Source organism: Pseudomonas sp. 58(2021) (assembly GCF_017491585.1).
GTDB lineage: Bacteria > Pseudomonadota > Gammaproteobacteria > Pseudomonadales > Pseudomonadaceae > Aquipseudomonas > Aquipseudomonas fluorescens_BT.
Genome location: NZ_JAFGYZ010000081.1, coordinates 1 through 237, shown reverse-complemented (window position 1 = coordinate 237; position 237 = coordinate 1). Strand labels below are relative to the sequence as shown.

Below are 237 nucleotides of genomic sequence, written 5' to 3'. Positions count from 1 at the left end.
AAACCCTCGCCAATCGCAAGCCTGACCTGGACGGCGGTGTCTACGCCTATGCCAAGGCCGGTTTCGGCGATTACATGGGTTTCTCTTCGGCCTGGGGCTACTGGATCAGTGCCTGGCTGGGCAACGTCGGCTATTTCGTATTGCTGTTCAGCACCCTCGGTTACTTCTTTCCGGTGTTCGGCCAGGGCAACACACCGATTGCCATCGGCTGCGCCTCGGTGCTGCTGTGGGCCGTGC

1 protein-coding gene is annotated in these 237 nt (G+C 60.8%); it reads left to right on the top strand.

The genetic code is table 11. From position 1 onward, the window contains the following. On the top strand, window positions 1–237 hold a 237-nt coding region (locus J5M72_RS28835), incomplete at both ends, for an amino acid permease (protein WP_207868347.1).